A 20232-nucleotide genomic window follows, 5' to 3' on the forward strand; every position below is an offset into this window, starting at 1 on the left:
AAATCGCCTGGAGCAACCAGTTTCCTATGGGCTGTTGACCAGCCCGGTTTATGACTTTTTGAGTGAGCGCGCAGCTGTCAAAAAAATATGAAGTATAGTATTCCAGTTTGGCTGATTGCCCTTTACCCGCTTAGTCTTCCGGTGATCGCTCAAACATACAGCGAGACGTTCGAATGCAGTTTCTCGGACGGCGTGACCAACCGTCCAACGCCAACTCGGATGCTTTTTTCCATCGATGAAAACGAGCAGTGGGCTCTATTGCACGACGTTGAAATCCCGGGCATCGAAACCACCAAACGAGCAGCGTCGATAACAAGAAATACGTTCCGCGTCCTGTCAATTTCGTGGCTTGGAGACGCCTATACTTTTCCAGAAACGGGTAGGAGCACGAGGCCAGGTGATACCCGCAAAAAGATTCTTGATCTACGGCGCCAAGAATTTTCTGTCTTTTTGGATCGCACAACCATGACAGCGGTCACGCGCACGAACTCAACCGGCCATGCTGCGCTGGATGGGAATGCGAAGGGGCGTTGTGCGCCTATAAGTCCGCCTCAAAAATAAAGGGTGCAAATATGAGAAAAAAGTGGGTTGCGTTGGTCTTGGGTCTTCTGCTTGCTCCGGTTGCAGCTGGCGCCGATACTTATTCTGAGAGCTTTGAATGCACGTTTGGAAAGGGTCTGGTGAACAAGCCTACTCCAAGCCGGATAGTGTTCTCAGTGGATCAATTTGGCCGATCAGTACGATTGCACGAAATAGAAATTCCGGAAATTGATACCAACAAAGGTACGGGGCGAGTCAAAAGCGACACTCCACGACGACTGTCGATCGCATGGGTCGGAAACAACTACGTTTTTTCCGAATCTGGTCGAAGCTATGCATCCAATGAATCGCGTATCGATGCGCTAGATCTGCATGACCAGGAGTTCTCCGTCTTTTTGGACAGAAAAACGATGAAGGCGATCGCGAGGTCCACCTCGCTCAGCGCCTATCTGCCTCGAGACGGGTTTGCCAAAGGGCGTTGCACGGAAATTGCGGCGCCGAAGAACTAAGTTCGGAGTAACTATCTATGAAAAAAACGGTCACAGCGCTGTTGATGATGTTCACTGGTACAGCCGCGCAGTCGGAAATCCTGACCTATGATTGCGACTTGCATAATCTCGAAGAGGGGTGGATTTCCGAAAAGGTGATCCTCAGCGTAGATGCAGAAAACAAACGTGCCAGGGCTTATGATTTCTATATTCATAACCTGGAAGAACGCCCCAAAGACGTGTCATTCAAAACAACACGTAAGGGCGAATACAGAATGACGTGGAAGATGAAAATTCCGATGAGTCAGGGCGGAACCGCCTATGTAAGCTACACGGCCACACTGAACCCTCAAACAAAGAAGCTGAATCTTTTGGCAAGATTTCCGCAGGTGAATGCGACCAACCGACCCAGAGGATCAGGGCCCTGCACTGTGTCGCGGGGGGACTCGTTGTTCGGATCGTGACGATGCGAATGCAAGAGGCTGAGAATTAAAGACAAATGAGATGCCCCGGCCTGGCCGGGGCATTCGTTTAAGAAGCGATCTGGCAGGTGCCGACACCATAGGGTTTGTTTAGAAAATTCCCTGTGAGGAACGCCATCCGAACCGTGACTGAACCATCGGACGCTTTCAGATTCGCCTGATAGCGCACGCGAACGTTGCCGCCCGCCGACATAGTTGCGTCAACGTTCCAGACCATTCGGTACCCCTTTGCGCCCCGGTTTTTAAACTTGGCTTGTTCCCAATCATGATGCGAGCTTGATGCCATTGCCGAGCCTTGGGTGTCATCAACCTGAAATACATATTCAGGTGCGATCCACCCATGCGCGTCCTGTTTGGTCATGTTGCAGACATATGTCACAGTGTCGGCGCTCGCGCTTTGGGCAAGAAATAAGGCTCCAAAGACAACTGCAAGATATTTCATTTGTTCAACTTTCCAATAATGAGACGGCCGAAATTCATCAACCAAACCGAGAAAATGCAAGAGGGAAAGCACGACCTGAGGGAATTTTCTTGCGATCAAAATCCGGGCAGCAACACTGTTTTGAACTGTGTCATGGCTTCGGTGTCGAGCAGCTGCTTTGGGTCCAGCGAACGCAGGTTCTCATCTGTGATTTTTGGATAAAAATCCAGCTGATCCAAGAGCTTTTTGGTGCGATCGAACCTTTCCTGATCGGAAAGAAGCGGTGCATGCAGCGACAGAAAAAGCGTCGGGCGCTGTTGTTTCAACCAGGGTAGCAGGGTTGGTAAAACTGAGTATTCGGCCCCCTCGATATCCATCTTGACGAGCGAAACCCGTGACAGGTCGTTTGCTGCCTCGAACTGGTCCCATTTGATTGTCAGCGCGTCGCTGCCATGTGTTCCGTCATGCAGCAGTGAGCTGGTCGAGTCCCCGCGCTCGCCGCGTACCGACGCCATGCGCGCGACGCCGAACTGATCAGACAGGGCCACGCCAAAGGCCGAGACGTTGCGGATGTCATTGAGATCTAGATTCCAGGCCAGATGGCGAAACGCGGTTGGGTCCGGCTCAAAACACCAAACATGGCGCGCGCGGCGGGCACCGTAAAGGACGGTCGGGCCGATCCATGCACCGACATCCAGATAGTCGCTGTCAGGCGATAGGTATTTGTCCAGAACCGAGAAAGTCTGGGGTTCCCATGCACCTGCTGAGGCTTTGCTCCAGAACTTGGAATGGTAGGGGTCCAGACGGAACGGTTCGCCATTCAGGTTCCCTGCAAAGTATCCGCGGGCGCGGTAGAACATCTTGCGCGCCTGCGTCAGCATCGCGGACCTCCGGGTTTTCTTGTCTCGGCTCTTGACCTGCGGCCCCGGTCAAAGCATTTAACCTTGGGAACCGCAACTTACATTTTTAACAGGGGGCCGACATGGCTTTTGAACTTCCTGATCTTCCTTACGCACATGACGCACTGGCAGCCAAGGGCATGTCTACGGAAACGTTGGAATATCACCACGATCTGCACCACAAAGCCTATGTCGATAACGGCAACAAGCTGATCGCAGGCACCGAGTGGGACGGCAAGTCGCTGGAAGAGATCATCGTCGGCACCTATGACGCTAATGCCGTGGCGCAAAACGGCATCTTCAACAACATCAGCCAGCTGTGGAACCACAACCAGTTCTGGGAAATGATGGGCCCCGGCGGCAACGCCATGCCCGGTGAGCTGGAAAAAGCTCTGACCGAAAGCTTTGGCTCGGTTGACGAGTTCAAGTCGCAGTTCAGCGCCGCTGGTGCCGGTCAGTTCGGTTCGGGCTGGGCATGGCTGGTCAAGAACGCGGACGGTTCGCTGGCCGTCACCAAGACCGAGAACGGCGTGAATCCGCTGTGCTTTGGTCAGACGGCTCTGCTGGGTTGTGACGTATGGGAGCACTCGTATTACATCGACTTCCGCAACAAGCGTCCGGCTTACCTGTCGAATTTTCTCGACAATCTGGTGAACTGGGAAAACGTCGCATCGCGGATGTGATTCATTGACCCGAAGAGGGTTCATAAAGGGCCTGCTAGCGATGATGCTGGCAGGCCTTTTTGCTGCCGCCTACGGGTTCTTTGTCGAGCCCGCGCTGCGCTTGCGCGTTCGCAAATGGCGACTGAGGCGAGCAGACTGGACCGCGCCGCCACTGCGTATCGCCGTATTATCTGATCTGCATGTGGGCGAGCCGCATGTTGGTCTGGATCGAATTGAGCAGATCGTAAGGCGTACCAATGCAGTTTCCCCTGATCTCGCGCTATTGCTGGGCGATTTTGCTGCGGGCCACAAAATGGTCTCGTCCCCTGTAAAAATCGCTGAGTTGGCACCGGTGCTGGCTGGCCTAGAGGCGCAGTATGGTGTGTTTTCAGTGCTCGGCAATCATGATTGGTGGGATGATCTGAGCGCGCAGAAACGCGGTTCCGGACCCAATCTGTATGCCGAAGAGCTGAAGCGTGTCGGGATATCTGTTTTATCGAATACCGCGATCAAGCTTGAGGTGCCCGGCATCTGGCTGGCTGGTCTCGAGGATCAGCTTGCGCTTGTGTTGGGGGGCGGGCGGTTTCAGGGGCTCGACGATTTGCCCGGCACTCTCGCGCAGATCACCGATGACGCACCGGTAATAATGATGGCGCATGAACCGGATATCTTCCCGAAGATTCCAGAACGGGTTGCTTTGACCCTTTCGGGGCATACGCATGGTGGCCAGGTCCGTTTGTTTGGCTGGTCACCGATTGTACCGTCCCGCTTTGGCAATCGCTATGCTTACGGCCATGTCCGCGAAAACGGGCGCGATCTGGTGGTTTCCGGTGGTATCGGGTGTTCTATCCTACCAGTGCGATTTGGCGTGGCGCCTGAAATCACGGTGATCGACATCTCGGCCTGACGTCATAAGCCGCAGGTGAAAATCTGCCTATGCAACGAGTTTTATATCACCGGCTATTGCACCGGGCGTCGCAGTGCATAGCTAGAGAATGCGGAGGGGAGAGCTCCGCCAATCAATTGGTATAATACGGGTCGCGCGCTGAATTTGCTTTGGCGTGATGCGCGAAAGCTATGCCCGGTGGTCGGGGGATAACCACAACAACCGCAACAGGAGATCGATATGGTCGCACTTGCACAGGGCACATGGGTTATCATTGCAGACGGAGAAAAAGCGCTGGTTATGGAGAACATAACTGATGCCGAAGACCCCAATCTGGTGGTCGTTTCTGTTGAAGAACATACGCAAGGGGCCGGGGTATCAAAACCCTCGGATCGGGCAGGGCGGCGCTTTGATGGCGGACCAAACCAAAAATCCGCCGTTGAAGAAGCTACATGGAAAACTCATGCAAAGACTCTGTTTGTGCAAGACGTTGCTAACTTGCTGAATCGCAAGGGTCTGAAAGGTGCTTACAAGCGTCTGGTTCTGGTTGCCAGTCCACAGGTTTTGGGATTGTTGCGCCGTCGCTTGCACGGCGACGTTCTATCCAAAGTTGTGGCCGAGGTGGATAAAACCTTGACCAATCATCCTTTGCATAAGGTAGAAAAACTGCTGACCAACCGCTTGCGGGCTGCTGTCTGACTGAGTTTCAAAAACAGCGGGCGGCAATTGCCGCCCCTTCGTCTGATTAAGTCAGTGATCCGCGCAATTCTGAGATGGCGGTTTCTGCGTCCTCAACCCACGTTACAAATTCCGCAAGTGATGCATCTGCAAAACCTTGCGAGATCACCTGATCCAACAGTGTGCGCAGGGCATCCCAATAGCCGTTTACGTTGACAATCAGGATGGGTTTGTCATGCAGACCCAACTGCCGCCATGTCAGGGCCTCGAACAGTTCGTCCAGCGATCCGGGCCCGCCGGGCAGCACAACCACGGCATCGGCGTTCATGATCATGACCTTTTTGCGCTCGTGCATTGTTTCGGTGATGACGAAATGGGTGAGATCAGTCTTGCCAACCTCGCGTCGCAGCAGATGCACCGGGATGACGCCGAAGGTATCTCCGCCAGCAACCTGGGCAGCACGGGCAACCTCGCCCATCAAGCCAACGTCACCTGCGCCATAGACCAACCGCCAGCCTTCCTGTGCCAGCAGCTGACCTAATTGCTGTGCGGCCTGTGAATAGGCGGGATTTTCGCCATTTCGTGACCCGCAATACACACAGACGGATTTCTGGGACATGAAAGTGGCTCTCCGGGCTTGTGTCGATGTTTTGACCCCTGATAGCGGGATTGCTAGATTGGCTCAACTGTCCGCCGGAATGCTTTTAACTCAAAGCACTTCTACCGCGGAGTGAAAGGAATAAAATGGACGCCAAGTCGGGAAACGGAAGATCGGGCACCTTCATCTGGGGGATGATCGCTGGCCTTATAGCGCTGTTTGGTGTGAGCGGGTTGTACTTGTCAGGAATGCTGGGGGGCAATCCCGAAACAGGTGAACCGGTTGCGAAAGAAACGGCCCCGGCACCTGAGGTCGAGGTGACGCAGGAGACATCGGATGTTACGCCAGATGTTGCCGAGCCAGAGGTCGCAGCGGTAGAGCCGATGGAAGAGGCAGAGCCAGATGCACCCGCCGAACAGGCTGACAACGATGGGGCACTCGAACCAACTGAGCAGGCCGCCGATGCACCGGTTGACGGGCAGACGGAAGAGCCCGAACCGGTTGAAGAGGCAACTGTAACGGCCCTGCCGCCGGTCCTTGATCAGATTTTTGTGGAAAAAGATGGCAACGCGCTTTTGTCAGGCAATGCCGAACCTGGCAGCCAGCTTGATGTCTTGCTGGATGGCGAGCGCGTTCATTCCTTTACGGTGGGCACTGATGGACAATTTGCGGAATTTGTGACCATCCCGTTCAGTGATCAGGCACGCGGCCTTGTACTTGCGGATGCAAATGGTGCGCAGTCTGCGCGCTCTGACGATTATCTGATTGCAGCCTTGCCGGAACCCGCGCCAGCCGAACCGGAAGAACAAGTTGCAAGCGCAGAGGGCGCAGGCGACACCGAAACCGCTGCCACCGATGGTCTCGGTACCGAGGCTGCGGAGGAAGGTACCCAGACTGTGGCCGCCGCGGATCAGGAAGTGCCTCCTGTTAGTGAGCCGGAAACCGAAGTAGACGCATCAGATGACCAGCAAGTTGCGGTTTTGCGTTCGGGTGAAGAGGGCGTGGAACTGGTTCAGCTTCCGTCTGCGCAACCCGACGAGCCGGAACAGATCGCGCTGGACACAATCGGGTATTCTGACACCGGGGACGTTCAACTGACAGGGCGCGTCAAAGACGGCGCTGCGGTGCGTCTGTATCTGAACAATCGCCTGGTTGCCGATTTTAAGCCTGATGACGACGGCACATGGCGTGGGGACATCGACGGGATCGAACCGGGAGTCTACACGCTGCGCGTCGATGAGGTGGATACCGACGGTACCGTACTAAGCCGTCTGGAGACGCCATTTAAACGTGAGCCTGTTGAGGTTCTGCAGATTGCAGAGGCCGAGCCCGCAAACGGCGAGAGCCCTCAGCCTACGCCGTCCATCCGGTCCGTGACCGTTCAGAAGGGAGATACTCTCTGGGCGATCTCGCGCGAACGTTTTGGCGACGGGGTTTTTTACGTAAAGCTGTTCGACGCGAACCGGAAGCTGATCCGGAACCCAGATCTGATCTATCCCGGTCAGGTGTTTACGATCCCTGAATAAGCTCTGGCTCTGGCCCTTTGCGGGGTCAGACGCTATCTCTGGTCACAGATCAGCCACGTGACGAGACGCCAATCTATGAATTCAAAGACCCCGCCGGAAATGGATGAGCGCCGTTCAGGCTGGCTGACCATTCGCAAAGTTGCCCCCTACCTCTGGCCAAAGGATGAGGCTTGGGTCAAGCGCCGCGTTGTCTTCGCGATGGCCATGCTGGTGCTGGCCAAGGTGATCGCGGTTTATACGCCGATCCTTTATAAAGGCGCGGTTGACGGGCTCGCGGGTGAGGGTGTGCCACCACTGGCGCTGGGCGCAGTTGGGTTGACCGTCGCCTATGGTGTGGCGCGTTTGATGACGGTCGGCTTTCAGCAGTTGCGCGACGCGCTATTTGCACCGGTCAGTCAGCGCGCGCTGCGGGCGCTGGCGCTTGAGACGTTTCGGCATATTCACCAGCTCTCGATGCGCTATCACATCACCCGCCGCACTGGTGGGCTGAGCCGGATTATCGAGCGCGGCGTCAAAGGTGTTGAATTCCTGCTGCGTTTCCTGCTGTTTTCAATCGGCCCTTTGATCCTTGAGCTTTTGCTGGTTGCGATCATCCTGATGTGGCTGTTCGACATCTGGTATCTTGTTGTCGTCGCTGCCACTATCGCGCTCTATATCTGGTTCACCTTTGCGGTGACGGAATGGCGCGTCAAGTTGCGGCGCGAGATGAATGATCAGGATACCGAGGCTAATCAGAGGGCCATCGACAGTCTACTGAACTTTGAAACCGTCAAATATTTCAATGCGGAAGACCGCGAAGCCGAACGGTATGACGTGTCAATGAAGGCCTATGCTCGGGCGGCTTTGAAGACAGCATATTCGCTTGCGTTCCTGAATTTTGGGCAATCGTTTCTGATCACCTGTGGCCTGATCGGGGTGATGGTTCTGGCAGCGATTGGCGTGCAAAACGGCACGCTGACGGTGGGGGATTTCGTGATGGTGAATGCCTATATGATCCAGATCACCGTACCGTTGAACTTTCTGGGAACCGTGTATCGCGAGATCCGCCAGTCGCTTGTCGATATGGGGCAGATGTTCCAATTGCTCGAACAGCCCGCTGAGGTCACCGACAAACCTGAGGCCGCTGATCTTGCAGTGAATGGCGGCGAGGTGACGCTTGAGGATGTTCATTTCGGATATGATGCAGACCGCGACATTCTGAAGGGAGTCTCTCTGACGGCCGGTGCGGGGCAGACTGTGGCTATTGTCGGAGCAACCGGGTCTGGAAAATCCACCATTGGGCGGTTGCTCTTCCGCTTTTATGACGTCACCGGAGGTGCGCTGAAAATTGACGGGCAGGATGTTCGTGACGTGACGCAAACCAGCCTGCATGCTGCGATTGGTGTCGTGCCGCAGGACACCGTTCTGTTCAACGATACGATCCGCTACAACATCGCTTATGGCCGGGCCAACGCCACGCAGGACGATGTCGAAGCCGCCGCAAAAGCAGCGCAGATCCATGACTTCATAACGGGCCTGCCGGATGGGTATGACACCACGGTCGGCGAACGCGGATTGAAGCTGTCGGGAGGAGAAAAGCAACGCGTGGGGATCGCGCGGACTTTGCTGAAGAACCCTCCGATCCTGTTGCTGGACGAGGCGACCTCGGCGTTGGACACCGATACCGAGCAGGACATCAAGGATGCGCTGGCCCATGCCGGGGAAGGCCGCACCGTGATCACGATTGCGCACCGGCTGAGTACGATCGCCGAAGCTGACCGCATTGTTGTTCTTGAAAGCGGCGAGATCATCGAGCAAGGAACCCATGACGAGTTGCTGGCGCGCGCCGGTCGCTATGCCCAGCTGTGGAATCGTCAGCAGTCGGATACTCAGGCAGCCTGACCTGAGCTATGGTAGCCTTAGCAATACCCAGGAGGACGCGGCAATGAAGACATACCTAGTGATGGCGTTATTGGCGGCAAGTGCGCCGGCAATGGCTCTGGCTGACCCGATCACGGGCCTCTGGAAGACCGAACCGGATCGCAAGAACCTGATCTCACATATCCAGATTTCATCCTGTGGTGCGAAATTCTGCGGCAGCGTGGCGTCCGTTTATGATGCGTCGGGCAAAGAGGTGCAGACGCCAAATGTCGGCAAGCAACTGTTCTGGGATGTTGCCAGCGAAGGCGGCGGCAAATACGGCGGCGGTGAGTTTTGGATTCCAATGATCAATGTCGATGTCGTGCCGCAGATGCAGTTGTCGGACAATTCGCTCAGCGTGCGTGGGTGCGAGCATGTGGTCTGCGGACATCAGACCTGGACCCGGCTGAACCCCTGAATGCGCGTTTCGGGGGCAGTGAGGTGTCTGTATATAAAAAGGGCGAACCTCGCGGTTCGCCCTTTTTGCTATTCTGCCGCCTTCATGGGCGTTGCTGGCGGATGCCCGGGGGGGTCTTCCTGATCAGTCGAGACATCACGTGGGGGTATCCCGTCTTCCCAAACGATCTCGGTCGACTGCATTTCCCGAGCAGACCGTCCAATCGCCATATCCCGAGCAATTGTGCTGGATCGTCCTGCGGTGACCCGCGCCAGCGCTCTGCCCAGCCAGACTGAGTAGGTCGTCACCCAGACCCGCAGCGCCAGGAACGAGGGGGTCACAATCAGCGTCAGAACAGTCGCAATACCCAGCCCAAAGACCACGGCTGTGGCCAGTTGTTTCCACCACAGGGCCGTTGGGCTGTCGATTGAATAGCCGCCATTGATGAAATCCAGAGACAACCCAAACATCATCGGCGTCAGGCCTGCCATCGTTGTCAGCGTGGTCAGCAGAACGGGCCGGATACGTGCCTCAGCCGTGCGGACAATCGCGTCGATCCTTGGCATGTAGCGGCTGTATTCCTGATAGGTGTCGATCAGAACAATGTTGTTGTTCACCACGATCCCCGCAAGTGCGACGATGCCCGTCCCGGTCATGATGATCGAGAACGGCTGTTGCATAACCAGCATCCCGATCAATACGCCCGTGGTGGACAGAACCACCGCAAGCAGAACCAGCATCGAGTTGTAGAACGAGTTGAACTGCGCCAGCAGGATCACGAACATCAGGCCCAGAGCGCCCATGAAAGCGTTCACAAGGAAGGCACCGGATTCTTCCTGATCTTCCTGATCACCGGTCCATTCCCAACTGATAGCATTGCCGAAAGGATCGGTTTCCAGCCATTCGGTCAGCACGGCAATCCGCTCATTCGGATTGATCAGCGTGATCCGTGCCTCACCCGAATCGATCTGCGCGCGCAAGGCGTTCATATCGGATGAGCCCGTCATCAAAGCCAGCTCATACTCTGCGCCGTTCGGGCCGGTGAGGGTGCTGCCTGTTGGGGTGGCACCTTCGGGAACAGCCCGCAGTACAGCCAGTCGCTGCTCGGTGCCGTCCGCGCCGTCCACCACAACCTTGCTCAGGCCGGGCTCTACATCTGCCTTGACGTCGTAATACCGCTGCTGGTCGATCCGGTTAATCTCGGCCAGCTTGGCAACGGGCTTGCGGGTGACAAAATTAGACAAAGGGACCAGCCCATCGGACGTACGCACCTTGAGCGTGTCGAGTGTGGACAGAACTCTGTCTTCATCAGGCAGACGAACGCGGATTTCGATCTCTTCATCGGTGCTGTCGGGACGCATTTCCCCAAGTAAGATCCCGCGCGTCACAAGCTGAACCATCGCGCCCACGGTTGCCACATCGGCACCAAAGCGACCCGCCTTGGCGACGTCCACGTCAATCTGCCAGTCGATACCGGGCAGGGGCAGCGTGTCCTCGATCTTGATGAGACCAGGGGTGGTCTCAAAAGCTTCACGCGCGGCGAGGGTCGATGCGGTCAGATCCTCCCAGCCATCGCCCTTGATCCGTAGATGTACGGGCTTGGCCGACGCTGGACCCTGCTCAAGCGCCTGCAACTCAACCACAAAGCCGGGAATCTTGGCCAGTTCGGCGCTCAGCTCTTCAAGGACGAAATTGCCATCATATTCCGGGGCAATAATCTGACGCTCGAAACGTCCACCTGCGACAGGTTCAGAGACTGTTGGACGATCTTCCCACGGAATGATCTCGAACTGAACCCGGCCAATCGTGTCGGCCGGGGCCTGTGCGCCACCATTGTTCTGGTTCAGGCCGCCTTCGCCCGCAAAGGAGAAAACGTTGATCACAGCCGGGTGCGCGCCGATAACCTGCTCTGCGGCGTAAACCATCCGATCCTTTTCGGCCAAAGACAGGTTGCCTCGGGCACGGACATAGGCGGTGGCCTGTTCCGGTTCGCTTTCGACAAAGAACTCAACACCGCGATTGTTGTTGCCATATACGGTCATCACCGTCATCACGGCAAAACCGACCGCAATGATCGAGACGACGGGCATGATCGGATTGCCGACGAGGAATTTGATAACATAACCGAAGGCCGTGTGTTCCTTGGCTGTGTGTACACGCTCTTCTCGTTGACGTTCGATTTTGGCAGCACTCAACGTGACCGATCCGGAAAATGCGCCCGCCATGAACACCAGCGCGCCAAAGACAACGCCTAGCCCACCGCCACCGGGCAGCAGATAGGTGGGGTTCAGCATCTGCATCGCTCCCAGGAACAGCATGTACAGCGAAGGCGGCACCAGAACCGCGCGCAGCCACCAGGGGGCAACGCGGCGCAGCCAGAGCGAGGTGTGATCAAAGAGGCGGCTCAGCCGCCCCGAAACACCACCCACAACCGGCAGATAGATGAGAGCGACGATAAGTGAGGACGACAGCACGAAGATCAGCGTGATCGGCAGCATCTTCATGAATTCGCCGGGTATCCCGGGCCAGAACAGCATCGGCAGGAACGCACACAAGGTGGTCGCGGTTGATGAGACGATGGGCCAGAACATCCGCTGGGCCGCCTCGACATAAGCGTGCATCGGGCCGATGCCCTCTTTGATGCGTTTGTCGGCGTATTCCACCACAACGATCGCACCATCGACCAGCATCCCGACGGCAAGGATCAACCCGAACATCACCATGTTCGAGATCGTGACGCCAATCATAGCCAGAAAGGCAAAGCACAGCAGGAACGAGGTTGGGATCGCAAAGCCCACCAACAGCGCCGCACGCGTCCCCAGCGAGGCCAGCACAACGATCATAACCAGCGCGATCGCCGTCAGCACTGAGCCCTCAAGCTGACGCACCATCGAGTCGACGATACGGCTTTGGTCGTTCGAGGTGCCCACATCAACAGCAGCCTGCAATTCGGCGGGCCATTTCGCCTGCGCCTGTGCGACGGTTGCCTTCACTTCGGCAACCGTATCGATCAGGTTGAAACCCTTGCGTTTGACCACTTGCAACGCCACGGTCGGCTCGCTGTCAAATCGGGCTGTGCCTTCACGGTCCTCAAAGGTATAGTTGATTTCGGCAAGCTCACCCAAGGTCACAACTCGGTCGCCATTGACCTTGATCGGCAGTCCATAAACGTCCTGCGCGGTTTTGAAAGACGAGGGGATTTTGACCGAGAATGTTCCCTGTTCAGTTTCGACCTCGCCCGCGGCGATCAACTGGTTGTTGTTCTGAACAACGCTGATCAGTTCCGCTGCGGTCACGTTATAGGCTTCAAGTCGCAGCGGATCGATCACCACCTCAAGCATCTCGTCTCGATTGCCGGCGATACCAGCCTCAAGCACTGAATCCAGAGCCTCAAGGTCGTCTTGCAAATCCTTGGCGACCCGCGCCATTGTGCGCTCGGGTACCGCACCGGTCAGGTTCACGATGACAATGGGGAATTCGGAAAAGTTGATCTCGAACAGTGAGTATTGTTCGGCCCCTTCTGGAAACTCCGCCTGAGCGCTGTTCATGGCGTCGCGCACATCTGCTGTGATGGCGGTCTTGTCCCACCCAAACTCGAACTCAAGCGCAATCCCGGCATAGTTTTCGGCGGCGGTGGCGGTCATTTCCTTGAGCCCGTCCAGATCCGCCAACTCGGTTTCCATTGGCTTGATCAGCAGGCTTTCACTGTCTTCTGCAGAAATGCCAGGGAATTGAACCGAAACGAACAGGGCCGGGATTTCGATATCCGGCTCACCTTCTTTCGGGAGGTTCACATAGGCAAAACCACCGATCACCAGCGAGATCGCGATGAAGGCCAGAACCATTCGGGCACGGCCAGCCGCCCAACTGACTATTCCAGTCATTGTTCAGGGTCCTGATAGGTTGGCGCAACGGTTACGCCGCGCGTCACAAACTCTTGTCCAACAACAATAACATCCGTGGTCTCGGTCAATCCATCGACCCAGACACCCTTGGAGGTGTCGCGCAGGATGCTGATCGGTCTGAAATCCACCACATTTTCGGCGCCAACGGTGCGCACGCCAAGCTGACCATCATTGTTGAGCGTCAACGCCGATTGAGGCAGCAGGTGCGCTTTTACCCCTTCGGCGGCGATGCGGATATTAGCGGTCTGACCGTCCCGGATCAGCAATTCCGGGTTGGGGACGGTGATTTCGACCTCGAACGTGCGCGTGGTTTCATCCGCCGAGCGGCTTAGGAAAGTTACGCGTCCCTCGACCTGCAGGCCCGTCACCAGTTGTGCAGTCGCCTGCGAACCCACGATAACGCGGTTGACTTCGGTCTCGGGGACAAAACCAACCAGTTTGATGGGGTTAAGCTGTATGACAGTCGCGCAGAGCGATCCGGGTTGCATCAGGCTGCCCAACTCGGCGGTGTCGCTTTCCAGCAGGCCACGAAACGGAGCCTCGATGGTCAGGCGTTCCAGTTCACGTTCGGCAGCCGCAACTTCGGCGCTGGCGGCCTCGATCCCGGCTTGGGTCGCTTCCAGTCCTGCCTCGGCGGATTTGATGCCTGCTTCGGCGGTGCTCATGGCCGCTTCGCTGGAAATCCGCCGTGTTTCCGATCCAAACCCGGTTTCCGAGAGCTTTCGGGCTGCCTTGAGATTGATCTCTGCCTCTGCAAGACGCGCGTGGGCTTCTTCAAGGCGGGCCTCGGCTTCGGGGACCCGGCTTTCGGCCTCCAGCTTGGCTGCTTTGGCTTCGGTCAGGCTGGCGTGCCGGGTGCCGGGGTCAAGTTCGCACAGCAGATCACCAGCTTCGACAAACGCACCCTTGCGTTTGGGTTCAGACAGAACGGTTGAGGTTGTTTCGGCCAGAACTTCGACCTGCCGGTTGGCTTTGGTCTGACCGCGCAGCAGCACGGCGCTGTCAATTTCCCGCGCTGTCGAGCGCAGGGCAACCACGCCGATGGCCTGCTGTGTGGCGTTGTCCGCGCCATCTGCGGCTGCTTCGGTTTGGGCTTCGGCATCGCCGCGGCCCGCAAATGCAAACAATGCATCACGTTCAAATACCAGAAAATACAACGCAACAATGACCAAAAGGGCGTTGATGAACGAAATCAACCGCATGCCATGCGTCTCCTCAAAATCGTCGTCTTACTTTAAAGGTGCACATGCCTTGAAATGGGGTGGGCACGCAGCTTGTCCATACTGAACTGAATAGTTTGGTTTGGTTTTTTTCGCAAGTCTCGGGTGGTCTGGTGCAAATGTTCAGATTCCGAGACTTGGCTTGCCCGTGGCACCGAGGTATGACATGGCGCACTAATGCCGGATACAAAGCCTGGGGGCAGGGATGAGCGACGTCGACAGTTTCATTGATGAGGTCACCGAAGAGGTGCGCCGCGACAAGCTGTATCTGCTTTTACGCCGCTGGGGCTGGGTTGGTGTCACAGCCGTCGTTCTGATCGTAGGGGGCGCGGCATTCAACGAATACCGCAAAGCCAAAGACGCGAGCGAGGCCGAGGCCCTTGGAGATGCGATTCTGTCGGCGCTGGCTGAGAACGGATCGTCCGAGCGTGCGACAAGCCTGCAGCAGATCGAAACGCAATCCGCAGGCGGTGACGCGGTTTTGAACATGCTGCTTGCCGCCGCACAGGTCGAAGCCGGTTCCGCGCAGGATGCGGTCTCCAGCCTGAACGCAATTGCGGTTCAGGGTGATCTGCCCGAGATCTATCGCCATATGGCGTCGTTCAAAGCTCTGCTGCTGCAAAGCGACAGTCTGCCCGCAGCAGATCGACGCCAGCAGTTCGAGGCGCTGGCCGCACCGGGTGCGCCGCTGCGCGTGCTTGCGCTCGAGCAATTGGCCCTAATCGATGTGGCCGAGGGCAATGCGCAAGCGGCGCTGGATCGTTTACAGGCTTTGCGGCAGGATGCGGATGCAAGTGTTGATATTCAGCAGCGCGCAGCGCAGCTTATCATTGCGCTGGGCGGACAGCCCGAACCCTTGGCCACCGAACAAGGCTAACCGGTATACAATACATAATAGTTATGACAGGCGAGTTCGAAATTTCATGGAAGTAAGACTTTTCTCACGCTTTGGTTTGTCAGCTGCAGCGGCTGCCGTGATGACGCTGAGCGCCTGTCAGGAACCCGAGGTTATTCTGCCTGGCGCGCGCGAAGATATCCGTCCGTCATCCGACACTGAGACGGTTGAAACCAGCGGCTCCCGCCCGATCAGCCTTCCGGCGCAGAGCAGTAATGCAAGTTGGGCGCAGAGCCCGGGTACCGCCGCCTTCCGGACCACGAACCCGGCGCTCAGCACCGCGCCCCGCAAGCTGTGGTCGACCTCGATCGGCAGTGGTGATTCTCGCAAACAACGTATTACTGCCGAACCGGTTGTTGCTGGTGGGCTAATCTATACGCTTGATTCCGGTGCGACTGTCTCGGCGGTGTCACCGCAGGGGCAGGTGGTGTGGAGCACCAATCTGATCCCGTCTTCGGATGGCGACTCGGACGCCACCGGCGGTGGGATGGCCCATGCGGACGGTGTTCTCTATGTCTCGTCAGGCTTTGGGCGGCTGACCGCGCTGGATGCGAAAACCGGTGGTACACGCTGGCAAAAACGCCTGAATGCGACGGGCAGCGGCGCACCTCTGGTCAGCGGTGGCCTGCTGTATCTGGTGGCAGGGGATGAAACCGGTTGGGCCGTGAACACCAAGGACGGCCGGATTGCCTGGCAGGTTCAGGGGACGCCCAATGTCGGGAACGTGCTGGGCGCGCCCGCACCGGTTCTTGCATCGGACCTTGCAGTCTTTGCCTATGGATCAGGCGATGTTACCGCAACGTTCCGGCGTGGCGGTATTCTGCGCTGGACCGCGTCGGTGGCAGGTGGCCGCCGGGGACGTGCCGCGGCGCAGATCGTCGACGTGACAGGTGGTCCAATGGTTGTCGGCGATACGATCTATATCGGAAACCACTCGGGCCGCACCGTTGCGTTCGAGGCAAATTCCGGCGCGCGGAAATGGACAGCTGATGAGGGGGCTGTTGATACGGTCTGGCCCGCCGGGAACAGCCTGTTTCTGATCAGCGATCGCAGCCAGCTTGTCCGCCTGGATGCCGCCGACGGGTCCGTTGTCTGGGCAAAGGACCTGCCTGGCTTCCTCAAGGATAAACCCGGCCGGCGTGGCGCGATCTATGCCCATTACGGGCCGATCCTTGCTGGTGGTCGCATTGTGATCGCGTCCAATGACGGCTATGTGCGCTTCTACAACCCGACGGACGGCACGTTGGTTCATCGCGTTGAGATACCGGGCGGGGCCACCACCGCGCCGGTTGTGGCGGGGCAGACGCTCTATATCATCTCCACCAAGGGTGAACTGTACGCTTTCCGTTGACCACAAGATGCGCTAAAGGGCGCGTCTGAGTCTTGAAAGTTGAGTATCATGTCGCTGACCCTCGCCATCGTGGGGCGCCCGAATGTGGGCAAATCCACTCTGTTCAATCGCCTTGTGGGCAAACGTCTGGCCTTGGTCGACGATCAGCCCGGCGTGACGCGCGATCTGCGCGAAGGCGAAGGACGTCTGGGCGATCTGCGTTTCACTGTGATTGATACGGCGGGTCTTGAAGACGCAACCGACGACAGTTTGCAAGGCCGCATGCGCCGCTTGACCGAACGCGCCGTGGACATGGCCGATGTGTGCCTGTTCATGATCGACGCGCGCACCGGTCTGACGCCGACAGATGAAATGTTTGCAGAGATCCTGCGCAAACGCTCGAAACACGTGATCCTCGCCGCCAACAAGGCCGAGGGCAACGCTGCTGACGCCGGTGTGCTTGAGGCTTACAATTTGGGTCTGGGCGAACCTGTTCGCCTGTCGGGTGAGCATGGCGAGGGTATGACGGACCTGTATGCGCAGCTCATGCCGCTGGCCGACGCCATGCAGGATCAGCAGTCGCAGCATGCGCCTGAAACGGATATCGATCTGGACGAAGACGGAGAGGGTGAGGCGCCGCTGATCAGCGATGCAAAGCCTTTGCAGGTGGCCGTTGTCGGGCGTCCGAATGCAGGTAAATCGACGCTGATCAACAAGATCATGGGTGAGGACCGCCTGTTGACTGGCCCCGAGGCAGGGATCACGCGCGACGCCATCAGCCTGCGCATCGACTGGGCCGACCCGGATGGCAACAGCACGCCGATGCGTATTTTTGATACCGCCGGTATGCGCAAAAAGGCCAAGGTGCAGGAAAAGCTTGAAAAGCTTTCAGTCTCTGACGGGCTGCGCGCGGTCAAGTTTGCCGAGGTTGTTGTGGTGCTGCTGGATGCAGCGATTCCCTTTGAACAACAGGATTTGCGCATTGCCGATCTGGCCGAGCGTGAGGGACGCGCCGTGGTGGTGGCGGTCAACAAATGGGATATCGAAGAGGACAAGCAGGAAAAGCTGCTCGATCTCAAAGAGTCGTTTGAGCGCCTGTTGCCGCAATTGCGGGGCGCACCATTGATTACTGTTTCGGCCAAAACCGGGCGCGGACTCGAACGTCTGCGTGCCGCGATCCTGCGGGCGCATGATGTCTGGAACCGCCGGGTGCCGACGGCTGCACTGAACCGCTGGCTGACGGCGATGCTGGAACAACACCCGCCGCCAGCCCCGCAAGGGCGTCGCATCAAACTGCGCTATATGACTCAGGCCAAGACACGCCCGCCGGGCTTTGTTGTCATGTGCTCGCATCCAGACAAAATGCCCGACAGCTATTCGCGGTATCTGGTTAACGGATTGCGCGAAGACTTTGACATGCCGGGCACGCCTATCCGCCTGACCCTGCGCGGTCAGGGGGACAAGAACCCCTATAAGGGACGGCGCAAGAAAAACGCGGGCGCACTGGCCAAACATCTCAAGGGTCGCGCGTAACTGCGCCAATTTTCAGCATTTTCAACCGAGGGGCGTGACACGCCTCCGGCATCACGCTAGCATTCAGTTGCGTGCATTTGTTGGCGCGCGCTGCCATGCGGGATTTCCGCCTTAGCTTACGCACAAGTTTCTGAACCGGGCCATGGTGGGAGCGGGCTTGATGGATTTGAGAGAATACACACGGCAATACGCAGTGCAGGACAACAGGTTGGCTGCGCTGAGCTATTTCGGAACTTTCGCCGTTTATTTTGCATCGCTGACATTGGCGATTGTCAATGCAGATCGCTGGTACATCATGATTCCGGCGGGGATAGTCTTTGCCTTTGCGGCGGTACGTCTCTATGTGCTGCAACACGATTGTGGCCACCATTCGCTGTTTGAAACGCGACAGCAGAACGAATGGGCAGGGCACGGCCTGTCGCCTTTCACCTTTGCCCCTTTTGAGGTGATGAAGCAGAATCACAACCTGCATCATTCGGGCATTGGCAATCTTGAACATCGCGAGACCGGTGAGATTCACACCATGACTGTGCGGGAATGGAGCGCCGCCAACTGGAAGACGCGGCTGTTCTACCGGCTCTATCGCAATCCGCTCATCCTGGTGCCGGTGGGGGCGCTATTTACCTATTTCATCCGCTATCGCTGGCCTAAAAATACTGTCCGGTTCGGCGTCAAAGGGGTGCTGCTGCACAACCTGTCGATTGTTGTGTTTCTGGGGCTACTGTATCTGATCGCTGGTGGGACCGGGATTGTGGTCTGGCTGGTCTTCTCTCTGCTGGGTGGGATGCTGGGTGTCTTTCTGGTCTATTTGCAGCACAATTTCGAGGACACCTATTGGGACCGCAGGCCTGATCTTGACCCCAAAGTGGCGGCGCTTCAGGGTTCGTCTGCGCTGGATTTCGGGTGGTGGTTTGATAACGCCGTTGCCTGTATCACCCTGCATGACATTCACCATTTCAATGCGCGTATTCCATCTTACCGTCTGCGTGCATGCCACTATAATCTGCCCCCCGAATTTACCCCGCGTCGGATCAAATTCCCCGAGGCCGTGGCCGCGCTGAACCTAAAACTCTGGGATGAGGAAGCAAAACGGCTGGTGCCATTTCCGCATAAAAGCAGATCAACCAGACTGGCCCATAGCAACTAGTGCCTGATAGGGTCGTCTGTTCGCCTAGGGTCCAGTAGAATTATGTGTTTCGCGTACATAAATATGTACGCATATAGAGAAAGGGACCCGGAATGACATCAGTTACCGACGTTAAGGGCATAGGAGATGCGCTTGGAAAGCTGTTGACCGCAAACGGCTTTAAAACAGCGAATGACCTTGCCAAGGCCTCGGTCGAGGATCTGGTCAAGCTGCCGCGGGTTGGTGCTGCCCGGGCTCAGAACCTGATTGCGGCGGCCAAGGCTGCTGTTGCCGCGAAACCTGCTGCTGCCAAGCCTGCAACCCGGCGCGCGCCGACCCGCAAGCCAGCCGCCCGAGCGGCAGCGTCCCGCAAACCCGCAACACGGCGCAGCAAGCCCAGTGCGGCCGCAGCCAAAAAGGCCGAAGCAGAGCGCAAAGCGGCCCAAAAACGTGCGGCCGAGGAAAAGGCCGCCCGCGACGCCGCCAAAGCAGAGAAAGAAGCCGCCGAAGCCAAGGCCAAGAAAAAGGCCAAGGCAAAAGCCAAAGCCGAAAAGGCCGCAAAGAAAAAGAAAGAAATGGAGGCCGCCATTTCGAAGGCCAAGGAAAAGATCAAGGCCAAGAAGGACAAAAAAGCCAAGAAGGACGGCAAGAAGAAAGAGAATAAAAAAGAGCTGAAGAAAAAGGACAGCAAGAAGAAAGACAAGAAAAAGGGGAAGAAGAAATAGAGTCTTCCCCCCCTTTGTTGAT

19 protein-coding genes are annotated in these 20232 nt (G+C 57.1%); 14 read left to right on the top strand and 5 right to left on the bottom strand.

From position 1 onward, the window contains the following. The first annotated feature begins 87 nt into the window (after positions 1 to 87). From ACR0I7_RS02290 to ACR0I7_RS02300, 3 genes are read left to right on the top strand one after another with little or no spacing between them, the layout of a single operon-like run. Positions 88 to 561 carry a hypothetical protein gene (locus tag ACR0I7_RS02290; RefSeq protein WP_480508017.1) on the top strand — a complete coding sequence of 158 codons (474 nt, stop codon included), beginning with the start codon at positions 88 to 90 and terminating at the stop codon, positions 559 to 561. An 11-nt stretch (positions 562 to 572) separates the two neighbouring features. Further along, positions 573 to 1049: a hypothetical protein gene (locus ACR0I7_RS02295; RefSeq protein WP_480508019.1), complete on the top strand. Its 477-nt coding sequence runs from the start codon at positions 573 to 575 to the stop codon at positions 1047 to 1049. Positions 1050 to 1066: 17 nt separating this feature from the next. After that, positions 1067 to 1492, top strand: a complete 426-nt coding sequence (locus tag ACR0I7_RS02300; protein ID WP_480508021.1) for a hypothetical protein — start codon at positions 1067 to 1069, stop codon at positions 1490 to 1492. 67 nt (positions 1493 to 1559) lie between these two features. Here the strand turns inward: ACR0I7_RS02300 and ACR0I7_RS02305 are convergent, their stop codons facing one another. Together ACR0I7_RS02305 and ACR0I7_RS02310 are read right to left on the bottom strand one after the other, a co-directional pair. Beyond that, the gene (locus ACR0I7_RS02305; RefSeq protein ID WP_480508023.1) at positions 1560 to 2051 is read right to left on the bottom strand and encodes a hypothetical protein; all 492 of its coding nucleotides are present in this window, start codon (positions 2049 to 2051) and stop codon (positions 1560 to 1562) included. Next, positions 2048 to 2812, bottom strand: a complete 765-nt coding sequence (locus ACR0I7_RS02310; RefSeq protein ID WP_480508025.1) for an FkbM family methyltransferase — start codon at positions 2810 to 2812, stop codon at positions 2048 to 2050. Before ACR0I7_RS02310 ends, ACR0I7_RS02305 begins: the two co-directional genes overlap by 4 nt. Positions 2813 to 2913: 101 nt before the next feature. Here ACR0I7_RS02310 and ACR0I7_RS02315 point away from each other — a divergent pair, with 101 nt between their 5' ends. The 3 genes from ACR0I7_RS02315 (at position 2914) to ACR0I7_RS02325 (ending at position 5077) form a co-directional block, all read left to right on the top strand. Then, positions 2914 to 3513: a superoxide dismutase gene (locus ACR0I7_RS02315; protein WP_480508027.1), complete on the top strand. Its 600-nt coding sequence runs from the start codon at positions 2914 to 2916 to the stop codon at positions 3511 to 3513. A gap of 40 nt (positions 3514 to 3553) precedes the next feature. Next, positions 3554 to 4399, top strand: a complete 846-nt coding sequence (locus tag ACR0I7_RS02320; protein WP_480508029.1) for a metallophosphoesterase — start codon at positions 3554 to 3556, stop codon at positions 4397 to 4399. Positions 4400 to 4618: 219 nt separating this feature from the next. Beyond that, a complete protein-coding gene (locus ACR0I7_RS02325; protein ID WP_480508031.1) occupies positions 4619 to 5077 on the top strand; it encodes a host attachment family protein in 459 nt (152 codons plus the stop codon). 46 nt (positions 5078 to 5123) lie between these two features. Here ACR0I7_RS02325 and ACR0I7_RS02330 read toward each other — a convergent pair whose 3' ends face one another. Further along, a complete protein-coding gene (locus tag ACR0I7_RS02330) occupies positions 5124 to 5675 on the bottom strand; it encodes an LOG family protein (RefSeq protein WP_480508033.1) in 552 nt (183 codons plus the stop codon). Positions 5676 to 5800: 125 nt separating this feature from the next. Here ACR0I7_RS02330 and ACR0I7_RS02335 point away from each other — a divergent pair, with 125 nt between their 5' ends. The 3 genes from ACR0I7_RS02335 (at position 5801) to ACR0I7_RS02345 (ending at position 9497) form a co-directional block, all read left to right on the top strand. Beyond that, positions 5801 to 7180 carry a LysM peptidoglycan-binding domain-containing protein gene (locus ACR0I7_RS02335; protein WP_480508035.1) on the top strand — a complete coding sequence of 460 codons (1380 nt, stop codon included), beginning with the start codon at positions 5801 to 5803 and terminating at the stop codon, positions 7178 to 7180. A gap of 75 nt (positions 7181 to 7255) precedes the next feature. Further along, complete coding sequence (locus ACR0I7_RS02340) at positions 7256 to 9061, top strand: ABCB family ABC transporter ATP-binding protein/permease (RefSeq protein WP_480508037.1); 1806 nt, start codon at positions 7256 to 7258, stop codon at positions 9059 to 9061. 43 nt (positions 9062 to 9104) lie between these two features. Then, positions 9105 to 9497, top strand: coding sequence for a DUF2147 domain-containing protein (locus ACR0I7_RS02345; protein ID WP_480508039.1), 393 nt, complete (start codon positions 9105 to 9107; stop codon positions 9495 to 9497). 68 nt (positions 9498 to 9565) lie between these two features. Here ACR0I7_RS02345 and ACR0I7_RS02350 read toward each other — a convergent pair whose 3' ends face one another. After that, complete coding sequence (locus ACR0I7_RS02350; protein WP_480508041.1) at positions 9566 to 13360, bottom strand: efflux RND transporter permease subunit; 3795 nt, start codon at positions 13358 to 13360, stop codon at positions 9566 to 9568. Then, a complete protein-coding gene (locus ACR0I7_RS02355) occupies positions 13357 to 14583 on the bottom strand; it encodes an efflux RND transporter periplasmic adaptor subunit (protein ID WP_480508043.1) in 1227 nt (408 codons plus the stop codon). The genes ACR0I7_RS02350 and ACR0I7_RS02355 overlap by 4 nt, the downstream gene beginning before the upstream one ends. 223 nt (positions 14584 to 14806) lie before the next feature. Here ACR0I7_RS02355 and ACR0I7_RS02360 point away from each other — a divergent pair, with 223 nt between their 5' ends. From ACR0I7_RS02360 to ACR0I7_RS02380, 5 genes are all read left to right on the top strand, one after another. After that, the gene (locus ACR0I7_RS02360; RefSeq protein ID WP_480508045.1) at positions 14807 to 15478 is read left to right on the top strand and encodes a hypothetical protein; all 672 of its coding nucleotides are present in this window, start codon (positions 14807 to 14809) and stop codon (positions 15476 to 15478) included. Between the two features lie 46 nt (positions 15479 to 15524). Continuing rightward, positions 15525 to 16847 carry a PQQ-like beta-propeller repeat protein gene (locus tag ACR0I7_RS02365; RefSeq protein ID WP_480508047.1) on the top strand — a complete coding sequence of 441 codons (1323 nt, stop codon included), beginning with the start codon at positions 15525 to 15527 and terminating at the stop codon, positions 16845 to 16847. Positions 16848 to 16895: 48 nt separating this feature from the next. Beyond that, on the top strand, positions 16896 to 18359 hold the full coding sequence (der, locus tag ACR0I7_RS02370) for a ribosome biogenesis GTPase Der (RefSeq protein WP_480508049.1): 1464 nt from the start codon (positions 16896 to 16898) through the stop codon (positions 18357 to 18359). Between the two features lie 160 nt (positions 18360 to 18519). Beyond that, complete coding sequence (locus tag ACR0I7_RS02375) at positions 18520 to 19506, top strand: fatty acid desaturase (RefSeq protein WP_480508051.1); 987 nt, start codon at positions 18520 to 18522, stop codon at positions 19504 to 19506. Positions 19507 to 19598: 92 nt separating this feature from the next. Then, the gene (locus ACR0I7_RS02380; RefSeq protein WP_480508053.1) at positions 19599 to 20210 is read left to right on the top strand and encodes a helix-hairpin-helix domain-containing protein; all 612 of its coding nucleotides are present in this window, start codon (positions 19599 to 19601) and stop codon (positions 20208 to 20210) included. The last annotated feature ends 22 nt before the right edge of the window (positions 20211 to 20232 follow it).

The sequence above is a fragment of the Ruegeria sp. AM1 genome (genome assembly GCF_056540745.1).